At 43.8% G+C, this 15553-nt stretch carries 13 protein-coding genes; 6 read left to right on the forward strand and 7 right to left on the reverse strand.

From position 1 onward, the window contains the following. Positions 1-6 precede the first annotated feature (6 nt). Both secB and gpsA read left to right on the forward strand, forming a co-directional pair. A complete protein-coding gene (secB, locus tag KS2013_RS01580; protein ID WP_071890098.1) occupies positions 7-504 on the forward strand; it encodes a protein-export chaperone SecB in 498 nt (165 codons plus the stop codon). Then, positions 504-1508, forward strand: coding sequence for an NAD(P)H-dependent glycerol-3-phosphate dehydrogenase (gene gpsA / locus KS2013_RS01585; RefSeq protein ID WP_068988743.1), 1005 nt, complete (start codon positions 504-506; stop codon positions 1506-1508). Before secB ends, gpsA begins: the two co-directional genes overlap by 1 nt. A gap of 22 nt (positions 1509-1530) precedes the next feature. Here the strand turns inward: gpsA and trmL are convergent, their stop codons facing one another. The 5 genes from trmL to glnA all read right to left on the reverse strand — a co-directional run bounded on the left by trmL (position 1531) and on the right by glnA (position 5876). Next, positions 1531-1992: a tRNA (uridine(34)/cytosine(34)/5-carboxymethylaminomethyluridine(34)-2'-O)-methyltransferase TrmL gene (gene trmL, locus KS2013_RS01590; protein WP_068988745.1), complete on the reverse strand. Its 462-nt coding sequence runs from the start codon at positions 1990-1992 to the stop codon at positions 1531-1533. Positions 1993-1995: 3 nt separating this feature from the next. Next, entirely contained in the window at positions 1996-2628 is a 633-nt protein-coding gene (locus tag KS2013_RS01595; protein WP_068988747.1) for a response regulator, read from the reverse strand. Continuing rightward, positions 2625-3731 carry a nitrogen regulation protein NR(II) gene (gene glnL / locus KS2013_RS01600; protein WP_068988748.1) on the reverse strand — a complete coding sequence of 369 codons (1107 nt, stop codon included), beginning with the start codon at positions 3729-3731 and terminating at the stop codon, positions 2625-2627. Before glnL ends, KS2013_RS01595 begins: the two co-directional genes overlap by 4 nt. Positions 3732-3810: 79 nt before the next feature. Then, a complete protein-coding gene (locus tag KS2013_RS01605) occupies positions 3811-4350 on the reverse strand; it encodes a DUF4124 domain-containing protein (RefSeq protein ID WP_068988750.1) in 540 nt (179 codons plus the stop codon). Between the two features lie 116 nt (positions 4351-4466). Next, the gene (gene glnA, locus KS2013_RS01610; protein WP_068988753.1) at positions 4467-5876 is read right to left on the reverse strand and encodes a glutamate--ammonia ligase; all 1410 of its coding nucleotides are present in this window, start codon (positions 5874-5876) and stop codon (positions 4467-4469) included. Between the two features lie 435 nt (positions 5877-6311). Between glnA and KS2013_RS01615 the strand changes: the two genes are divergently transcribed. Together KS2013_RS01615 and KS2013_RS01620 are read left to right on the forward strand one after the other, a co-directional pair. Next, on the forward strand, positions 6312-8909 hold the full coding sequence (locus tag KS2013_RS01615) for a TonB-dependent receptor (protein ID WP_068988755.1): 2598 nt from the start codon (positions 6312-6314) through the stop codon (positions 8907-8909). 70 nt (positions 8910-8979) lie between these two features. Continuing rightward, positions 8980-9957 (forward strand): class I SAM-dependent methyltransferase, encoded by a 978-nt coding sequence (locus KS2013_RS01620; RefSeq protein ID WP_068988757.1) that lies wholly within the window; start codon positions 8980-8982, stop codon positions 9955-9957. Between the two features lie 43 nt (positions 9958-10000). Here the strand turns inward: KS2013_RS01620 and KS2013_RS01625 are convergent, their stop codons facing one another. Beyond that, positions 10001-10222, reverse strand: a complete 222-nt coding sequence (locus KS2013_RS01625; RefSeq protein ID WP_068988758.1) for a sulfurtransferase TusA family protein — start codon at positions 10220-10222, stop codon at positions 10001-10003. Continuing rightward, positions 10219-11304 carry a tRNA (5-methylaminomethyl-2-thiouridylate)-methyltransferase gene (locus tag KS2013_RS01630; RefSeq protein ID WP_068988759.1) on the reverse strand — a complete coding sequence of 362 codons (1086 nt, stop codon included), beginning with the start codon at positions 11302-11304 and terminating at the stop codon, positions 10219-10221. Before KS2013_RS01630 ends, KS2013_RS01625 begins: the two co-directional genes overlap by 4 nt. Before the next feature lie 347 nt (positions 11305-11651). Here KS2013_RS01630 and KS2013_RS01635 point away from each other — a divergent pair, with 347 nt between their 5' ends. Beyond that, positions 11652-13598 (forward strand): sensor domain-containing diguanylate cyclase, encoded by a 1947-nt coding sequence (locus tag KS2013_RS01635; RefSeq protein ID WP_169816849.1) that lies wholly within the window; start codon positions 11652-11654, stop codon positions 13596-13598. A gap of 91 nt (positions 13599-13689) precedes the next feature. Further along, on the forward strand, positions 13690-15510 hold the full coding sequence (typA, locus tag KS2013_RS01640) for a translational GTPase TypA (RefSeq protein ID WP_068988762.1): 1821 nt from the start codon (positions 13690-13692) through the stop codon (positions 15508-15510). Positions 15511-15553 lie beyond the last annotated feature (43 nt).

Here is a 15553-nt window from a genome sequence, read left to right on the forward strand (position 1 = left end):
ACAGTTATGGCAGAGAATGAAAACACAACAAATCCAGGTGAACAGAACGTTGAAACTCCAGAAGGCATGCAGTTAGTAGTTCAGACTATCTATGCCAAGGACGTTTCTTTTGAAGCACCAAATTCTCCTAGTATTTTTCTTGAACAGTACAAGCCGGACATTAGCGTCAATTTAAATAACCGTGTTGAAGATCTTGAAAATGATAGCTATGAAGTCGAGCTTCAAGTAACGGTTACTTCTAAAGTTGAAGATAAAACAGCTTATATAGCAGAAGTAAAGTATGGCGCAGTATTTGGCATCAAAGGCATGGAAGACGAAGTACGTAATCGTTTATTAAGAACTTTCTGCTGCGAACAATTATTCCCATACGTTCGTGAGGCAATCTCTGAGTCAATCTCTCGAGGTGGTTTCCCTCGCTTCGTATTGCAGCCAATCAACTTTAATGCTTTATATGAGCAAGCTCAGCAACAAGCTGCTCAGCAACAGGGTGAAGCTAACGCTTAATGTCTGAGTCAAAGACCTTTGCGGTTCTGGGAGCAGGCTCTTACGGAACCGCATTAGCTATTGTTTTAGCTAGCAATGGCCATCAGGTAAAAATGTGGGCACGAGACGCGGAGCAGGCAGAAGCAATGCAAAGCGATCGTACCAACAGCAGGTATTTGCCCGACGTAAGCTTCCCTGAAACTTTGCAGGTATCAAACGATATCAGTGAGGTCATGAAAGAACCAACGATGGTTTTGGTCGCTGTACCAAGCCATGCCTTTCGTGCGGCTCTTCAAACGATAAAACCTTATTTAAATGAAAAAACACCGATTATCTGGGCAAGCAAAGGGCTTGATCCTGATACTGGTGATTTATTGGGTAATGTTCTGGTTGAGGAGTTGGGAGCTAGTCAACCTCATGCAATTTTGTCCGGGCCCAGTTTCGCCAAAGAAATGGCAAGAGGTATGCCTACCGCTATAAGTCTGGCATCCAGCAAAAGTGAGCTGGCAAAAGAGTTGGCTATCGACTTTCATAATGACCGATTCAGAGTGTATATCAGTACTGATGTCATCGGTTTGCAAATTGGTGGTGCTGTTAAGAATGTTGTCGCAATCGGCGCAGGTATAGCTGATGGTTTAGGATTTGGTTCTAATGCTCGAACTGCTTTGATTACTCGTGGCTTAGCTGAGATGAAACGTCTTGGTGTGGCTTTGGGAGGCAAGCCTGAGACTTTTAATGGCATGGCTGGCATGGGTGACCTGGTGTTGACCTGTACTGACGACCAGTCTCGTAATCGTCGCTTTGGTTTGGCACTAGGGCAGGGTGGTGACAGAGATGGTGCTGAAGAGGCTATCGGGCAAGTTGTTGAGGGTGTTCGCAATGCCCATGAAATTCATATGCTGTCAGAGCGCGTAGGTGTGGAAATGCCAATCTGCGAAGCTATCTATAGAATCATCTACGAAGGTGAAGATCCTAAAGTTGCCGCACATGAACTTCTAACTCGAGATCTAAAAGCCGAGTCTTAGTAATTCCATAGCCTTACTTTTCCTATTGGCAGTCTGTAAAGTTAAGTTGTCTTAATGCTTCAAAAGCCATTATGGCCACAGTGTTAGATAAGTTTAAGCTTCGGCTGCCTTGCTTCATTGGAATGCGCAGCAAAGTCTCTGAGAGCTCCTCCAGGATGTGATCGGGTAACCCACGGGTCTCAGGGCCAAAAATAAAATAGTCGCCGTCCTGATAGCTGATTTGATGGTAATGTTTGGATCCCTTAGTGCTCAGGGCGAATAATCGATTTGGTTTCTGCTTTGATTTAAATTTTTCGTAATTGTCATGAATAATTACGTTAGCCCACTCGAGGTAATCGAGGCCGGCTCGGCGCATGCGCTTGTCTTCCAACTCAAAACCCAGAGGCTTAATCAGGTGAAGCTGCATTCCTGTATTCGCACAAAGGCGAATAATATTGCCAGTATTAGGCGGTATTTCAGGTTCAAATAATACGATATGGAGCATTGACTAGTCTTCTTTGTTTGGGTCGCTCTGCTGGTCCCAGTATTGTAGTTTACGGGTCAGTGTATTACGACCCCAGCCTAGTATTTTTGCAGCCTTTTGTTTGTGTCCCTGGCTGAGCCTTAAAGCAGACTCTGTGATGAACTGTTCAAACTCCTGCTGCATTTCTATCAGTACTTCACCGTTACCCTGATGATAATCGCTATCAATCTTTTTTTCTATTTGCTGTAGCCACAGTGGAATTTCACTACTGCTCCTCTGGCTATCCAAAGCGCGCTGACAGAGTTTAATAACGTGATTGATATCAAAAGGTTTCGGTAAATAGTCAAATGCTCCCAGCTCGTGGGTCTTGCTGCCAAGATCGGTATCGGCATAGGCCGTGATCATAATAACAGGGATATGTGGCCACTGCTGGTTAATGGCTTCGAGTAACTCAAGGCCTGTCATGCCGCTCATCTGGATGTCTGTAATGACGAGGTCAGGTGACTCTTCTTCGATAAGACTTAAAGCCTGTTGTCCACTGTCGCAGGCCAATACCTTAAATTGGGCATTGTTTAGCGCTCGTGCCAGCACCCAGCGTATGGAACTATCATCATCAACTACTAGAATGGTATGGGTTAACTCGTTAGTCTGAGTCACGGGTTATTCTCCAGCTCGCTGGTTGCTTTTAAAGGTTTAAGTTCTTCGTCTTTGAGTATGGGTAAGTAAATACTAAAGCAGGTTTTTTCAGCATTTGTGCTGAATTCTATAATTCCTTTCTGTTGCTGAATTAGACTCTGGGCGATTCCAAGGCCAAGTCCACTGCTATTTTTCCCACTGATTAAGGGAAAGAATATGTTTGGCTGAAGTTCAGCTGGGATGCCCGGTCCATTGTCTTCGACCTGAACGCAGACAGTGATAGGGTACTGGGTATCACCAATTGTATGCCGGGGTAGTGCACGAGTTCGTATCGTTACCTGTCCCTGTTGCTGAGTTTCTACTGCCTCAATTGCGTTTTGAGTAAGGTTCAGTACTGCCTGATAGACCGAGTCAGGTGCACCATAAAAGTCGGGGAGGCTGGGGTCGTAGTCTCGGATGAGTTCAATCTTGTCAGGCAGGTTGATTCTAGAAAGTTCCAATACCTTCTCGGTGGTTTCATGGATGTTCATTTCAACAAGAGTGGGCTTGTTGGTGGAGAGCAACATCCTATTAACCAGCTCTGTTAAACGGTTACTTTCCTGTTCAATGATATCGGTAAGTTCACCAATGGATTCTTCAGGGCTTGAAGAAGATGCAGACTCGTGCTGCAACAACTGAGCGGCACCACGAATACCACTGAGCGGATTTTTTATTTCGTGCGCCAGTTTCTGGAGTAAGCGTTCGCTGACCTGGTTCTGTTGTGATAACCCGCGAGCAAGGCCCCTGTGGGGAAAGTGCTGGGGGTTTTGCCACTCCACAATGAGGTAGGGTTCTTCTGCTGTAAACCAGTGCCCGGTGAGGTCTACCGTCAGTTGCTTGCCATTGAGGAGTTCCAGACTGACGCCGTCCAGGATGAACTGTCCATTTTGGCGTAATCCTTCAATTATATCATGCAAGGGGAGACTGTCGCTGGCAATGAAGTAACTGTAACGTTTGCCTTGAAGGACTTTGCTGCTGGTTGAGAAAGCTTTTTCTGCTGCTTGATTAAGGTAGGTAAAACGCCCGTGTGCATCAAATACGATAATAGATGTTGAGAGGTTGTCCAGAAGGCGGTCGAACTGCATTAAAATAATTCTTAAACGTTGACAGAGAAGGTAGTATAACAGTTCATGAGTTAAATGCACCGTTTTGGTGCGAGGGTAGTTATTGGTTGCCCGTTGAAGGCTTAGTAAAGCTAAAGCTAACAGCTGAAGTTGTCTGTAGCTGCTGACCGCTTTCTTTATCTATGACGACTACTTCTGCCTTATGTCTACCAGCATCTAATTGCCTCACATTGAAATAAGGGGAGTTTTGCGGGGAGCCGTGGTTCTTTCCATTCAGTCTGAGCTGAAGTTGGTGCTCCGGTTTCAATCTAGGGGTGATACCAATAATAAGCGTGACATTACCATCGGCATTTATGACCTCATCACCTTGTTTAGGGCTATCAATAGAAAACACACTGTATACCGGCTCTTCTGGAGCAGGCTCCTCGGGTTGCTTTTTCTCTTGTGGCTTAACTTTGGGTGTTTCGACGACATTTATGCCAGTGTTAATTTTGACTTCCTGCGAACCGGGAATTGGCTTATCTGTGAAGGTGACTTTTCCATCCTTATCAACTTTTTTGTATAGCACTACTTCGTCGGCAGCATATGCAGCAGGTGCTAGCATGAGAAAAATGGCAGGTAGGTAGTCAAGATACTTCATCTTAAGTCTGGCTCCCTGTGTAACTATTGTTAGTTTTAGTATCTAAGACTGACTTGTTTCTGTCAAAAAAAAAGCCCGGTGATACCGGGCTTTTGTATGGGTAAGTAGGTTCTCGACTACAGGCTGTAGTATAGATCGAACTCAACCGGAGATGGTGTTAGTTTCAAGCGCTCAACATCTTCTTTCTTAAGAGCGATGTATGCATCTAACATGTCATCTGAGAACACGCCGCCGCGAGTTAAGAACTCACGATCTTTGTCTAAAGCGTCTAACGCTTCTTCTAAAGAACCGGCAACCTGTGGGATAGCCTTAGCTTCTTCTGCAGGAAGATCATATAGGTCTTTATCCATTGCATCACCTGGGTGAATTTTATTTTGGATACCGTCTAAACCAGCCATCATCAACGCTGCAAAAGCTAGGTAAGGGTTAGCCATTGGATCTGGGAAGCGAACCTCAATACGACGGGCCTTAGCACTTCCTACGTGTGGAACGCGAATAGACGCTGAACGGTTTTTAGCTGAGTAAGCCAACATGACCGGTGCTTCGAAGCCAGGAACCAAACGTTTGTAAGAGTTCGTCGATGGGTTAGTTAGAGCATTCAATGCGCGTGCGTGCTTGATGATGCCGCCAATGTAATACAGTGCTTCCTCAGACAGACCTGCATATTTGTCACCTGCAAAGATGTTGTTGCCTTCTTTGGCTAATGACATGTGTACATGCATACCAGAACCGTTATCACCAAAAACAGGTTTTGGCATAAAGGTCGCGGTTTTACCATAGGCATGAGCAACGTTATGAACAACATATTTATATGTTTGGATCTCATCAGCTTTTTTAACTAAAGAGTTAAATTGAGTTGCGATCTCATTCTGTCCAGCGGTACCAACTTCGTGGTGGTGAGCTTCAATCACTTGCCCCATGCTTTCTAGGACAAGACACATTTGAGAGCGAAGGTCTTGTGAAGAGTCAACCGGAGGAACTGGGAAGTAACCACCTTTTACACGAGGGCGGTGACCGATGTTACCACCTTCGTAACTTTTGTCAGAGTTCCAGGCAGACTCTGGATCGTCAATTTTGTAAAAAGAGCCACCCATGTCAGTTTTAAACTTAACATCTTCAAATACGAAAAACTCTGGCTCTGGACCGAAAAATGCTGAATCAGCAAGGCCTGTTGATTTTAGGTATTCTTCTGCGCGCTTAGCAACTGAGCGTGGGTCGCGGTCATAACCGCTCATGGTAGCGGGTTCAAGAATATCGCAGCGTAATTGTAATGTTGCGTCTTCATAAAAAGGATCCATGACTGCAGAGTCCGTGTTTGGCATTAGAACCATGTCAGACTCGTTGATTCCTTTCCAGCCTGCGATTGAAGAACCGTCGAACATTTTACCTTCGCTCAGAAGATCTTCATCCACCACGCGGGCAGGGATAGTGACGTGCTGCTCTTTACCTTTGGTATCAGTAAAACGTAAGTCAACAAACTTAACGTCATACTCTTCAATCATTTTTAAAACATTGTCTACTGACATAGTTAAACACTCCGATTTCTAGAAGATTGAAATAAATATGGCAGTATTATACCAACGGTGAAAAACAAAACTATTTAGAAGTAATTAAAAACAAGAATGTATTGCACTAAATTGGTGCAAGCAGAATTTGAAGAATAGTTAATATGATGGCTGTCATAAATTAAATTTATATAGGTTATAAAATGTACAGGTGTACGCTTTAATTTATTAAAAGTATATCAGCGCCAAGCCTAATTAAATCAAAGCCTTGAAAGCTTGTTAGAGCAATGCATCACTGAATTGTTGCTTGTAAATTTTGTTGACCAAGGAATTTTAATATGGTACCTATAGCATACTCCAAGGCTATATTTTGCCATGGCCCCTTTTTTGTGGGAGGCGAAAGTGGTTTTGGGACAACAAAGAAAATTTACCAACTTATCTATAGGTAGGAATTTTATGACTAACAAGACAATGATAGCTAAAGCTGTAAAAGTCGCTTTGTATAGCGGTTTTGCTGCTTCGCTAGCTGTTAGTGCCCCAGCAACTTTTGCTGCTGATGAAGAAGGCGCTGACGAAGAAGCAGAACGAATTGTTGTTACGGGTTCACGTCTAAAAAGAACAGACGTTGAAGGCGCTCTTCCTGTAACAGTAATCGACCGTGAACAAATCGATTTAAGCGGTGAGAGTAATGCTGCGGACTTTTTACGTAGCTTAACATTCAACAGTGCGGGTTCTTTCCGTCCTCAATCTGGTAGCTCAGCTCAAGGTACTGCTTCTATCAGCTTAAGAGGTATTGGTTCTGACCGTACTCTAGTACTTATCGACGGTCGTCGTTTGCCTAAGTCGGGTTCTACAGGTTCTACTCAGGATCTTAACACTATCCCAATGGCTGCAATCGAGCGTATCGAAGTACTAACAGACGGTGCATCAGCTGTATACGGTTCTGATGCAATCGGTGGTGTTGTAAACATCATCACACGTTCTGATTTCGAAGGCGTTGAACTAATGTATGGTCAGCAAGACGTTAGCCTACCAGCTGACGGCGGTGACCGTGAAGAAGGTTCTATCGTATTCGGCGCTGCGGGTGACCGTGGTAACATCATGGCTGGCGTTTCTTGGAACGACCGCGACATCATTTTTGCTCGCGACTTCCCTTGGAACACTCCAGGCGGCTCAATCTACGGTAACAGCTTCACAACTCTTACTGGCGGATTCGATAACTTCAACTGGACTTCAATCCCAGATGGTCAAGGCGGTACAGCGTGTGACTTCGCTGGTACAGGTTTCTATACATTAGCAAGCCCATCGTCAATCACTGGTGAGCGTTGTGCATACGACTTCACTCTAGTAAGTGCTGACGAAGCGTCAATCAAAAACAAAGGTTTGTTCGTTAAAGCTGACTATCAGATCAACGATGACTGGTCACTTTACATGGATACTCGTGTAACTCGTACTGAATCTTTCGGTCGTTACGCTCCAGTACCTGATTCGAGCTTCTTCTCTACGCCATTATCGGCAGACAGCCCGAACAACCCAACGAACCCTAATGGTAACGTTTACGATCCTAACCTTGGTTTAGCTCAGCAAGAAGTTAACTGGTGGCACCGTTTTGACGCATTAGGTAATCGTGACAACACTATTACTAATAACATGACTGACGTACTATTCGGTACAACAGGTTATATCGGTAATGTTGAAGTTGACGTAGGTTACCGTCGTACAGACAACAAAACTGACGATGTAGGTCGTAACTACTTGCTACGTTCAGCTGCGTCTAACCTAATCGAGTCTGGTGCGTACGATCTATCTAACCCTTACGCGAACCCAGAAGACGTTCTTAACTCAATGAAGGTTACTGTTTACCGTGAAAGTGTCTTCGACCAAGAAGAAGCTTACGCAACTGCACAGTTCGACTTGTTCGAAATGGGCGGCGGTACGTCTTCAATGTTATTAAACGTTGAGTACAGAAAAGAAATCTACGCTGACATCTATGATCCGCTATCAGAAGCTGGCCAAATCGGTGGTTCTGCTGGTAACACAGCTGGCGGTACTCGTGACGTAAGAGCGTTCGCATTCGAATCAATCTTCCCATTCACTGATAATCTAGAAATGAACCTAGCGGCTCGTTACGATGATTACTCAGATTTCGGTAACAAAACTTCTCCAAAAGTTTCTTTCCGTTACCAGCCAATGGATGAATTGACTCTACGTGCTTCTTATGGTCAAGGTTTCCGTGCACCATCGCTTCCTGAGTTAACTCAGAAGCCATCGTTCAGTGCAACTTCTGTTTCTGACCCTCAGACGTGTATCGCGCAAGGTCAGCCAGCAGACTGTTCTGTACAGATCAACGACACTATCCAGTCTAACCCTGAGTTAGGTGCGGAAGAGTCTGATCAGTACTCTGTAGGTGCTGCATACGAGCCAACAGATTGGTTGAACTTCACAGTTGATTACAGCAACATCGAAATCACTAACCAAATCGACCAAATCACAGCACAAGAAATCATCAACGCTGAGCTTACTGGTGTACCAGTACCAGCAGGTCTAGGCTGTGACCGTGCTCCAAGTGGCGCAATCGTTGAGTGTTTCACTGGTTTCGGTAACCAAGGTAAACTTGAAGTTGACCAGTTTGACTTCAACATGCGTTTGAACTTTGAGATTGCTGGTGGTCGTTTGACTTCACAGACTCAATGGTCACGTGTTCTAGGTTACGCATTTGACGATAACCCAAGCATCGTTCGTAACGCTGGTCTACCAAAAGACCGTTTGGTTCTTTGGAATCGTTACGCAATCAGCGACTTCACATTCGGTTATAACTTGAACTTAATCGGTGAGAACGGCTCTGGTGACAACCGTGTACCTACTTGGGTAACTCATGATGTTCAGTTCAACTATGACACTCCATGGGATGGTCGCATCACTCTAGGTGCTCAGAACGTTGGTGAGAAAGAACCACCAATCGGTTTGGGTAACGTAGGTGTACGTGACTACGACTTCAACCTATACAACGGTTATGGTCGTGTAACATACTTACGCTATACTCAATCTTTCTAAGATTGTACTGTAAGTACGAAGAAGGCGAGGTTTTCCTCGCCTTTTTTTTAAGGTTTTGAAAAGTAAAGTAATGAATATTAAAGAACGAAAAAAGAACTGGTCTAATTATTGGAAGAGCAACTCAATTGACTCTTGTAGCCAGGGTGTAAAGTCAACTGACTCAGAAATCGATACGTTTTGGAAAGATACTGCCAAATCTCTGAATAAAGATAGTCAAGTGCTGGATCTATGCACTGGTAGAGGCGACGTCGTTGATAAAATGATCTCGGCGCAAGAAAGTGCCGGTAAAGACATTTCTCATTATACGGGTGTCGATCTCTCAGAAATACCATCTGAATTAGCCATGAGTCGTTTTAAAAGTCATGCCCAACGCGTGAATTTAAATTATGGTACATCAGTAGCGGCATTGCCTTATGATGACAATAAATTTGACCTAGTAACAAGCCAATTCGGTATCGAATACGCTGTCAGTAAAGATTCGCTAATTGAGATTTTCAGAGTTTTAAAAAATGAAGGTAAGCTAAGGTTAGTTATTCATCATCAAAATTCAATCCTGACAAAAGTAGCAAAGGAAGAGCGGTCACATATTGAATACCTTATTGATGAGTCAAACTTTTTTGATTTAGCACAAAAGTTAATTCCAGTATTTGCGAAACTACGTAATCCTGCCAATGCTGAAAAACTGAATAAAGATCAGGAGGCAATTAGCTTGAGAAGCCTCTTTAACAATGCCAGCAAAGGGATACTTGATAGAGCAGCTAAAAGTAACCATCCTGATGCGTTAAAAGAAGTCTTAAGTTTCACGGAAGGTCTTTTCCGTGTTGCTCGAGAGCAGGGTGTAAAACCGGCAAAAGATGAGCTTTCAAAATACATTGACGAATTAAAGCAAAGTAAGGTTCGAATGCAAGAACTCATTGATTGTGCTTTTACTGAAGAAGATATCAAGGGGCTCGAACAACAAGTTAACCAGTTAGGTCATAAGATAGTTAAGACGTCCGAGTTAACCAGTAAAAGTTACATTGTTGCCTGGGGCTTGGAAATATCCTAATCTTGTGCCGTATAGTTTGATGACCCTGCTCTGGGTCATCAATTTACTTTTTGATTTGGAAAATAATTTCATGCCCCTGTTCTTCTGTTGAAAGAACAGTATGGCCATTAATACGACACCAGGTAGGTATGTCGTTTAGGGTTCCCGGATCGGTACAAACAACTTCAAGTGTTTCACCTTCAGCAATATCCTTGAGAGCATTTTGAGTACGGATAACCGGCATCGGGCAAAGTAGGTTCCGGCAGTCTAATTGATGTTGGCTCATACATGCCACTCTTGTTTTACTGCATCGGCAGTCATTGGCTCAACGTCCAGTACAAACGAACTACCTTGATAGTTTTCAACCTGGACAGTAACTTTGTCTGCATGTTTACCACCAGAGTACCTTGCAGCAATTCTTGCCGCCAGTTTGATATCGTCTTTATCAAACTCACCGTCAAGTAATGTCAGTGGCCCACCATGGCTAACGGTATGAATACTAGTAAATTGTCTCTTATAGCCTCGGAGGAAGTTGTTTTCACCTTCTTCTCGGCTAACGATAAGCTTAAAGTTCTTTTTAGGACGAATGTGTCTGCCTACTTTTAAAAGCATAATATCATCAAGCTCATAGCGACGTTCACCGCGAGCTTCCCATAAATCAGCTAACTTTTTGGAGTAGTTAGCATCTGTAAGGAAGCAGCAACCACCGGCGGGCTGAGCAAAGTCCTCAAAACCAAACTTCTTGGCAAGTTCAAACTGAGGTTTGCGACTGCGCCCAGAAAAGTCATAAAGCTCTTCACGGTTAACCCAACCTTCACGCTCAGGTAACGTTGGGATTAGGTTTTTTGCACAAAGTGGACGCAGAAGTCTGTCATCTGCTCCTGACTCACGGGCAATAATCGGCATGGTTTCCTTGCGCTGTGATTTAGGACGCTGACCGATAACTTCGCCAGTGATGATAAAATCAAAACCGTTCTCTTCAGCCCATGCCCAGGCCTGAGCTTGATTGACCATGAAGATTTTACAGTCGAGGCAAGGGTTTAAGTTTGCACCGTAACCATGTTTGGGGTTAAGGACAATGTCTTTATATTCTTCTGAAATATCAATGATATGAAGTTTTATGCCCAGTTGCTCAGCAACCCATAACGCATTATTCCGCTTTTCCTTTTCCTTGTCTTTTTTGCGAATAGCATGGGTATGCCCTTCAACGCAGAACCCAGTATAAAAGTTAATACCTTCAACATGGACTCCTTGCTCCTGAACAACTTTGGCAGCAAGCAAAGAGTCGAGGCCGCCTGAAATTAAAGCCACAGCTTTCGGTTGCTTTGACTTGGGTGCAGTATTTTGTAGAGTTTCTAGATTAGACATAACGGAAAAACAATAACTTATAGAGAACAAGCGCTCAAAAAATGGACAGCGATTATATATTAGCTAGGCGCCTGTGGCAAAGGCATCTGATAAAATTTTTCAGGGGCTTGTAAGTTTTTGAATAAACTGGGATATTAGGTTTGTAAAAAGAGAAGGGGGATACTCTGCAACAGAATTCAGATAAAAAAATTATAAAGCAGGATTGGAAGTATATCCTGATTTTTGGAGGGTTAGCATTCCTTATCAATTATGCTGCTCTGATTCCAGTCTACGGGAATATGAATATTCACCTGGGATTGCTCTTTGTAGTTACATGTTTAATCACGAGAGGTACCTTGCCGGCTTTAATGGCAGCGGCAATATCAGCCACTGGCCTGTATTTATCCACAAATAGCATACCACTGCTTGCATTAACCTTATTGGAATCCACTGCACTAGTCATTATGTACCGTAAAGGGGTCATACTGATTCTTGCAGATCTCTTCTTCTGGTTGTTGATTGGTATCCCTGTTGTTCTAGGTATCATTATTCTCTTCTCTGACATTACCTCCCAGGACTTCATGCAGGTTGTATTAATTAAACAGGCGTTAAATGGTCTGTTGAACGTATCTATAGCTTCTATATTCCGCGCTTTTATTCCAATTCGCTGGTATTCTCTGAGTCATCATATTCCACTACCGAGATTATCCAGTAGAATATTTGAGCTCTCGTTAATCAGCATTGCTTTACCCTCTCTGATAATTACTTTCATGCTGAGTGATAGCACTGCTGACAGGTTTGAAGAGCAGCTTTCGAGACAATTGGAAATTAGGGTAGGCCATCTAAGCGAATTGGCGCAGGATCATACTGAATTCCATCTAAAAGCTATTCAAAATTTATCAGACGTGCTTAACCATAAAGGACATAGTGAAGACCTGAAGCAGAGTTTACTCGAGTCCTGGAATAAAAAATACCCCGGGTTTACTACCATGATAGTAGCCGATGAAAAGGGAATAGTGACACAGGGCAGTCCTTACGAAACGTTCCAGGTACTATTAGAAAAGCCAGTTGCGGAACGAGATGTCAGTGATAGAGACTATTTCATAGAGGTTAAAAAGACGAAGCAGTATTTTGTATCTAAGGTATTTAAAGGGCGCGGTTTTGGTAACGATCCGATTATTGCTATAAGTACCCCATTGCTGATTAATGGTGAATTTCAGGGGGTTGTTGAAGGTTCGTTAAATTTACCTGATTTCGAAGCGATAGATCATTCTGGAGATGAGAGCTCAGTAATGGTTTTGGATGAGTCAAATACTGTGATTTACGCATCACAAGAGTTAGGCTTGAGCGCTCTGGACACTTTGGAATTGAATGAAACAAGCCAACCTTACACTAATAGCCTCGCTGCGATAGAAGTAAACGGAAGCTCATATAATTATAAGCAGGCAACAACTGAGCATGGCTGGACAATTTACGTTCTGACACCATTTGATGGTTTGATTGAATCCTACAAGAATGACTTTTTTGGTCTGATCATTGCTTTAGTGGTGATTTCAGTACTCGCCCTAGAAGTCGCCCGTCGGTTTGCATCTCAGGTTACACGTCCGTTAGAACGGTTGGTAACTTACTTTGCGATGCAACGTCCAGTTCCACGAAAAGCCGCTACTTTGTTTTCCAGCCAGGAAGTCGAGTCTGTTAGAGAGCAGTTACAGGACTCTCAAAGACTGATGATGGACTTCCAGCATGAATTAGAGGAGCAGGTAGAGGAAAAAACTAAGGAATTGAGAAAATTAAATAAGCAGCTGGAAAACCTTAGTAGTCACGATCCTCTGACAGGCGTGCTAAACCGCAGGGGTTTTGAGAACGAGGTCGATAAGGTTTACCAGCTTGCCTGTAGAAATAAGACAACGGTGACCATCGCCATTATGGATTTGGACAAGTTTAAAAACATTAATGATACCTATGGCCATGAGGCGGGTGATCAGTGCCTTATCGAAGTGGGTAAGGTCCTGCACAGCGTATTTCAACGAGAAACAGACTTTGTTGCACGTTATGGAGGAGAGGAGTTCATTGTTCTTATTCTGGGGGATGATGTTGATAACCATCTGAAGTTACTTGAAAAGTTGAGACAAGAAGTCGCTGCGCTGGAAGTGAATCACAGCGGTCAACAAATAGAGTTAACAATCAGTATTGGGGCTTACAATCAGACAGAAGAATTTAGTCTAAGTTATCAGGAAATGGTTTCTAAGGCGGACAGTTTGCTCTACGCCAGTAAAAAGGGCGGGCGCAACCGTATCACAAGCGAGTCGCAGTAAACAGCCATATCTAGAAATATTTGATTATTTTCTGTGCGAATGGCGCCATCTGGTATAGAATGGCGCCAATTTTTTTGCGCAGAAGATATTTATGATTGATAAGTTAAGAAACATCGCGATTATTGCCCACGTTGACCATGGTAAAACGACACTGGTAGATAAGCTACTGGAACAGTCCGGAACACTTGGTGAGCGAGCTGGTGAGCAGGATCGCGTAATGGATTCCAACGATCTGGAAAAAGAGCGTGGAATCACTATTTTAGCTAAGAATACAGCTATTAAATGGAACGATTACCGCATTAACATCGTAGACACTCCCGGACACGCCGACTTTGGTGGCGAGGTTGAACGAGTTATGTCGATGGTGGATTCGGTACTATTGCTGGTTGATGCTCAGGAAGGCCCTATGCCGCAAACACGCTTTGTGACACAAAAAGCGTTCGCTCAGGGATTAAAGCCTATTGTTGTTATCAATAAGGTTGATAAGCCAGGAGCTCGTCCAGACTGGGTTATCGACCAGGTATTTGATTTGTTTGATAATCTTGGTGCAACTGATGAGCAACTAGACTTTGATATAGTTTATGCTTCTGCCATTAATGGTTGGGCTAGTATGGATGCCGAGCAGGAAGGCTCTGACATGACACCATTATTTGAAACTATTGTTGAGTGTGTATCACCACCTCCGGCAAATTCAGAGGGTGGCTTCCAGATGCAGGTCTCTCAACTGGATTATAACTCGTATGTAGGAGTTATTGGAGTAGGACGTATCAAGCGCGGTACCGCTAAAGTCAATCAGCAGGTTACAGTGATCTCGGCCGATGGTACAAAACGTAACGGTAAAGTTGGTCAGGTTCTTGGCTATTTAGGTCTGGATCGACATGAAGTTACCGAGGCTCATGCGGGAGATATTATCGCGGTATCGGGTTTAGGTGACTTAAAGATTTCTGACACCATCTGTGATCCAAATGCTGTGGAGGCACTTCCTGCGCTAAGCGTTGATGAGCCGACGGTTACCATGACATTCCAGGTCAATACATCTCCTTTTGCGGGTAAAGAAGGTAAATATGTGACATCACGTAATATCCTGGAGCGTTTAGAGCAGGAGTTGGTGCATAACGTAGCTTTACGCGTCGAAGAGACCGATGATCCGGATAAATACCGTGTCTCTGGTCGTGGTGAATTACATCTGGGTATTCTTATTGAGAATATGCGACGCGAAGGCTATGAGCTGGCTGTATCCAGACCTGAAGTAATTATCCATGAGAAAGACGGTCAGCTTGAAGAGCCATATGAAACAGTCACTATTGACGTACATGAAGAACATCAGGGAAGCGTCATGGAGCGTCTCGGCGAACGTAAAGCCGAAATGACTAATATGTCACCTGATGGTAAAGGCCGTATCCGTATGGACTTTATGATGCCAAGTCGAGGTCTTATCGGCTTCCAGACAGAGTTCCTGACGTTAACTTCAGGTAGCGGTCTGATGTACCATACATTTGACCACTATGGTCCACACAAGGGTGGCGAAATTGGTCAGCGTGTCAATGGTGTTCTGATATCTAACTCACAGGGTAAAGCGTTAACCAACGCCTTGTTTAACCTGCAGGAGCGTGGTCGATTATTTACCAAGCATGGTGATGAAGTTTACGAAGGCCAGATCGTTGGTATTCACAGTCGAGCAAATGACTTAACGGTTAACTGCCTTAAGGGTAAGCAGTTAACCAACGTTCGAGCTGCTGGAACGGATGACGCCCAGGTGTTAACTCCTCCTGTTAGGCTTACATTGGAACAGGCCTTAGAGTTCATCAATGACGACGAACTGGTTGAGGTGACGCCCGAAAATATTCGATTGCGCAAGAAATTCCTGACGGAAAGTGAGCGTAAGCGAGCATCACGTCCACCGAAGGGATAACCATGAAAAAAGCCGCTGCCTGTCAGCGGCTTTTTTGTAATGA

Origin of the sequence: Kangiella sediminilitoris (assembly GCF_001708405.1) — a bacterium.
Classification (GTDB): Bacteria; Pseudomonadota; Gammaproteobacteria; order Enterobacterales; family Kangiellaceae; genus Kangiella; species Kangiella sediminilitoris.